Here is a 4,983-nt window from a genome sequence, read left to right on the forward strand (position 1 = left end):
ATTATTTGAATAGGAAAGTAAGCACCTGTATAACCAAAGCGATAACGGCGATTAAAAGCATCACTTTCTCGTATCTTGACATACAGAGCCTCCTTCTTCATGACGAATTCGGAGGCAAGCCGCCACGAGTTTGCACAGGCAAACTTTATCTGCAATACGACTCCTAAAAAAGATTACACGAGATAAAAAGTCTTCTCAAGATACAGCTGGAATTTTGTTTGCAAGCGGAAGTTGACGCGTAAAGAATTGGACTGTATAGTAAAAGAACGGAGTCGCATTGCAAACGCGACCGCCTCCGTAGAGCTTAGTTTTTAAATAAGCCCGCCTAGAGTTTGGATCACTGAGGGCGGGTTTTTTTATGCTCTTTTCTTATTATTTGAATAGGAAAGTAAGCACCTGTATAACCAAAGCGATAACGGCGATTAAAAGCATCACTTTCTCGTATCTTGACATACAGAGCCTCCTTCTTCATGACGAATTCGGAGGCAGGCCGCCACGAGTTTGCAGAAGTAAACTTCAATTCTGCAATACGACTCCTAAAAAAGATTACACGAGATAAAAACTCTTCTCAAGATACAGCTGGAATGTCTTAAAAATCAGCGAAGACCGTTTCTCTGCAAATAGTTTTCCACTGTCTGCCAGGCGACTTTTAAGTTTTTTGCGATGTAAAGTCTGCTCTTTCCTTCTCTAATTTTATTTCGGATATAGTCATCATACGGCGAAAGTTTGTAAAAATCATTTTTGCGCCCTTTTTTTCGCCCGATGTGCCGTCCCTCGCTTCGAACCCGGTTCAGGCCGAGTTTTGTTCTCTCAGAAATCAGCTGTCGTTCAATTTCGGCGGAAAGCCCGAAGGCAAATGCCAGCACCTTTGACTGAATGTCATTTCCGAGATGATAATTGTCTTTTATCGTATAAACCTGAATATTTTTTTCAAGAAAATACTGCAATACGTTCATTATCATAATAAGCGACCTGCCGAACCGAGAGATTTCCGTAGAAATAACGATGTCGCCTTCTTTGCATTCTTTCATCAGCACTTTGCCGAGTTTTCGCGCCTCAGGGATTTTTGTTCCGCTGATTTTTTCTTCTATAAATTTATCAATTACAAATCCCCGTGATTTTGCAAAACGCTCTATTTCCAGCTGCTGATTCTCCAAATTCTGCTGCAAAGTAGAAACCCGAATGTAACCGTAAACCATACAATCCTCCAAAAAGTATTTGAATAATACCAATTGCTAAAACAGTAATGTTACTCGCTGAAATCTTTTTAATAAAAACCGAGGGATTTTTTATGAAACTTTCGAAGAAAATTTTGGCAGCTTTCTCTGCTGCAACTTTATTGGCAACTGCAGCTGTATTTACTTCTTGTACAGAAGAGGATGATGATACAGAAGGTGCAATTTCTGGTTCTGGAAAAAACTACAGCATCAATTACACAAATTCTTCTTCTACTGACATATACAGATGCTGGAACACAACAACTTTTAAGCACGAAGGCGAATTAGTAAAAATTGTAATCAATAATCAGACTTCAGCTTCTCATGACGGTGTAATGGGATTCGTATGGGACTTGTGTCAGTCAAAAGATGCCGCAACCGTTACAGAAGGTACAACTACAACTTCACCTACAATCACAGAAAAAGGATACCGCAATTTCTTCGTTGTAGGCTTCCAGTGGCATGCCGGCACACCTCGATACTATGTTTCAAAATTCTTCAACGTAACAGATTTGCAGGCTAATAACTTTGGCTCATCAACAAAAGTAACAACTCATAAAGCAGGTATTACCGCTACAGAACCAAGAGAGATAGTTTGTAATACTCCTAATGATAACGGTTGGACAACTCTTTCAGGGCTTGATATTGCAGATGACAAATCTGTAACTGTTTGGTTGGACATTTATCCAGTATTTGAAAACTCAACATACGGAGCAAATATTGCAAATCACACAAGTACAGCTGCAGGTTCGTATGTTGTAGATATTTACGATGCAGACCCAACAGATGAATCTGTAACAGCAAACAAATTGGACACTGTAATAATCGCCCCTTCTGTAACAGGCTACTCTGCAGAGCCATCACAGAACACATTGGCTGTTTACGCAAACGTTCAACCTTCAAAAACTCTCAACGGTACATGGTATCTTGGACAAGACTATGCTGCTGACGAAGTTGTAGAAGAATAATTTTTAACTCTTCACAAAGACGCTCCAATAAGTTTACTACACTACAGTATTTGCGGAATTATATGGAGCGGTAACGGGAGCGGTAAGGTTGACTTGTAATCTTTAAAATCAGTTTTACCGCTCCCCAACAGTTTTTCTTCGAAAAACTGTTGCTTTGGTGGGGGTACTTGCAGGGGCTTCGACCTCGCCGCGACAAGCACGGCGGCAAGGTCGAGATGCAGTTTTGTTGCTCGCGCGCCGCGAGCAACCATGGAAACGCTGCAAGTTCACTCTTAACCTATAAGCCCACTTTTAGCGTTTCCAAAAACTCGCGCTTTGTTGGGGTCACTTGCAGATGTTCACGAAACGCGGCGGCAAGTAGAGCCGCGTTTCGCAGGTGCAGCTTTGTCGCTCGCGCACCGCGAGCAACCATGGAAACGCTGCAAGTTCACTTTTGACCTTTAACTTCCATCGTGCGTTTCCCGCGACTTTTGCAAAAGCAAAACTCGCGCTTTGGTGAGTCTGCTTGCAGATGTTCACGAAACACGGCGGCAAGCGGGGCCGCGTTTCGTGGGTGTAGCTTTGTCGCTCGCGCGCCGCGAGCAACTTCGGAAACGTGGCGCATTGTCTCCGCTCCTCCGAATTTACACACTTTGCGGCGGTTGAGATGGCCTAAACATCAATCAACCAACCTTCCACGCAAGCATTCTAGCTTCTGAATCAACTTCAGCAGAACTGAGCATCGGGCAACGCCCCATTCGCCTCATACCTCATACCTCATACTTCCTACCTCATATTTCCTACTTCCATAATTTTCCCCATTCCACGGCGTCAAAAATCTATCAATTTTTCCAATCTCTCGGTTATTTTCCAGTTGACCAAAAATTAGTTTTATATCAAACTAATTTTATCTCTATGATATTTCGACTCGATAATACGGAGGTTCACATGGAAGAGATTTTTAACACAATTGAAGAAGCTCTTGACGACCTTAAAAACGGAAAGCTCATCATGGTCACGGACGACGAAGACCGCGAAAACGAGGGTGACTTGATTTGTGCGGCACGGTTCGCAACGCCTGAGAACGTCAATTTTATGGCAAGTCACGCAAAAGGATTAATCTGCATGCCAGTCAGCATCGAAGTCGCACACAAACTTGAATTGAATCCAATGGTCGCAATCAACACGGACAATCACGAAACTGCATTCACGGTCTCAATTGACCACATAAACACAACCACAGGAATCAGCGCGTTCGACCGCTCGCTTACGGCATTGCAGCTCGTAAATCCAGAATCCAAGCCAGAAGATTTTAGGCGGCCAGGTCACATGTTTCCGCTCGTTGCAAAAAAAGGCGGAGTTTTTGTGCGAACAGGTCACACGGAAGCAACGGTCGATTTTTGCCGCCTCGCAGGACTTGAAGAAGCTGGGCTTTGCTGTGAGATTATGAGCAATGACGGTCACATGGCACGGCTCCCGGAACTTACGGAACTTTCAAAAAAATGGGGAATCAAGCTCGTAAACATTCAACAGCTCATAAAATACCGAAAATCCCACGAAAAAATCGTTGAGCGAGTTGCAGAAGCAAACTTGCCGACAAAATACGGAAAATTCAAGCTCTACGGCTTCCACGACAAAATCACGAACGCGGAACACGCGGCTTTGGTTCTCGGCAACATAGAAAATGCAGATGAGCCTTTGCTCTGCCGGGTTCATTCGGAATGCCTTACAGGTGACGCGTTCGGCTCGCTAAAATGCGACTGCGGAGACCAGTTCGACGCGGCGATGAAAAAAATCTCCGAGGCGGGACAGGGAATTCTCGTTTATCTCCGGCAGGAAGGTCGAGGAATCGGTCTTTTGAACAAAATCAAGGCTTACGGTTTGCAGGACAAGGGAATGGACACTGTTGACGCGAACTTGGCTCTTGGTCTTCCGGCGGATGCACGCGATTACAACGTGGGAATCCAGATTCTAAAGGATTTGGGAGTGTCAAAAATCAAGTTGATGACGAACAATCCCGACAAAATAAGTCAGATTAACAGCAAGGAGAACGGTCTTGAAATTACGGAGCGTGTTCCTCTCGCAGTTCAGGCTCGCCCGCAGGACATTGAGTATCTTCTGACCAAAAAAAAGCGCATGGGACATTTTTTGTAAGATTAGATTTGACACAGATGAACACAGATAGGACACGGATTTTTTTGCTTTATCTGTGTCTTATCACTGTTCATCCGTGTTTATCAGTGTCAGAAATTATCAACCAACTTTTTATAAGGCAGTTACAGAGTTTTAAGGTATACTAAATATAGAAGGAGAAATTATGAATATTATTGAAGGAAAACTTGTTGAAGCAAACGGGATGAAAATCGGAATCGTGGCAGCGCGATTCAATGAATTCATCGTTTCAAAATTGATTGAGGGCGCCCGCGATGCCCTTCTCCGTCACGACGTGCAGGAAGACAACATTGATTTGTGCTGGGTTCCTGGAAGTTTTGAAATTCCTGTTGCCGCAAAGCACATGGCTGAATCTGGAAAATATGACGCAATCATCGCTTTGGGTGCGGTTATCCGCGGAGCCACAAGTCACTACGATTACGTTTGTGCGGAAGTTTCAAAGGGAATTGCGCAGGTTTCGCTCAACACGGGACTTCCTGTAATGTTCGGAATTCTTACGACAGACACGATTCAGCAGGCCGTTGAGCGCGCCGGAACTAAAGCCGGAAACAAAGGCTACGACTGTGCTATGGGCGCGATTGAGATGGTAAACTTAATCAAAAAAATGCAGAACTAAAATCAACACGGCATCCACATTATAAACTTAT

4 protein-coding genes are annotated in these 4,983 nt (G+C 43.8%); 3 read left to right on the forward strand and 1 reads right to left on the reverse strand.

The features are described from left to right. Window positions 1-596 precede the first annotated feature (596 nt). Window positions 597-1,199 carry a recombinase family protein gene (locus JI65_RS16320; protein WP_191018230.1) on the reverse strand — a complete coding sequence of 201 codons (603 nt, stop codon included), beginning with the start codon at window positions 1,197-1,199 and terminating at the stop codon, window positions 597-599. 92 nt (window positions 1,200-1,291) lie between these two features. Here JI65_RS16320 and JI65_RS16325 point away from each other — a divergent pair, with 92 nt between their 5' ends. The 3 genes from JI65_RS16325 to ribH all read left to right on the forward strand — a co-directional run bounded on the left by JI65_RS16325 (window position 1,292) and on the right by ribH (window position 4,952). Beyond that, a complete protein-coding gene (locus JI65_RS16325; RefSeq protein WP_191018231.1) occupies window positions 1,292-2,185 on the forward strand; it encodes a hypothetical protein in 894 nt (297 codons plus the stop codon). Between the two features lie 927 nt (window positions 2,186-3,112). After that, window positions 3,113-4,318 (forward strand): bifunctional 3,4-dihydroxy-2-butanone-4-phosphate synthase/GTP cyclohydrolase II, encoded by a 1,206-nt coding sequence (locus JI65_RS16330; protein ID WP_197971967.1) that lies wholly within the window; start codon window positions 3,113-3,115, stop codon window positions 4,316-4,318. A 163-nt stretch (window positions 4,319-4,481) separates the two neighbouring features. Next, window positions 4,482-4,952, forward strand: a complete 471-nt coding sequence (ribH, locus tag JI65_RS16335; protein ID WP_191018232.1) for a 6,7-dimethyl-8-ribityllumazine synthase — start codon at window positions 4,482-4,484, stop codon at window positions 4,950-4,952. Window positions 4,953-4,983 lie beyond the last annotated feature (31 nt).

Origin of the sequence: Treponema zioleckii, from assembly GCF_014737315.1 — a bacterium.
Taxonomy (GTDB): domain Bacteria; phylum Spirochaetota; class Spirochaetia; order Treponematales; family Treponemataceae; genus Treponema_D; species Treponema_D zioleckii.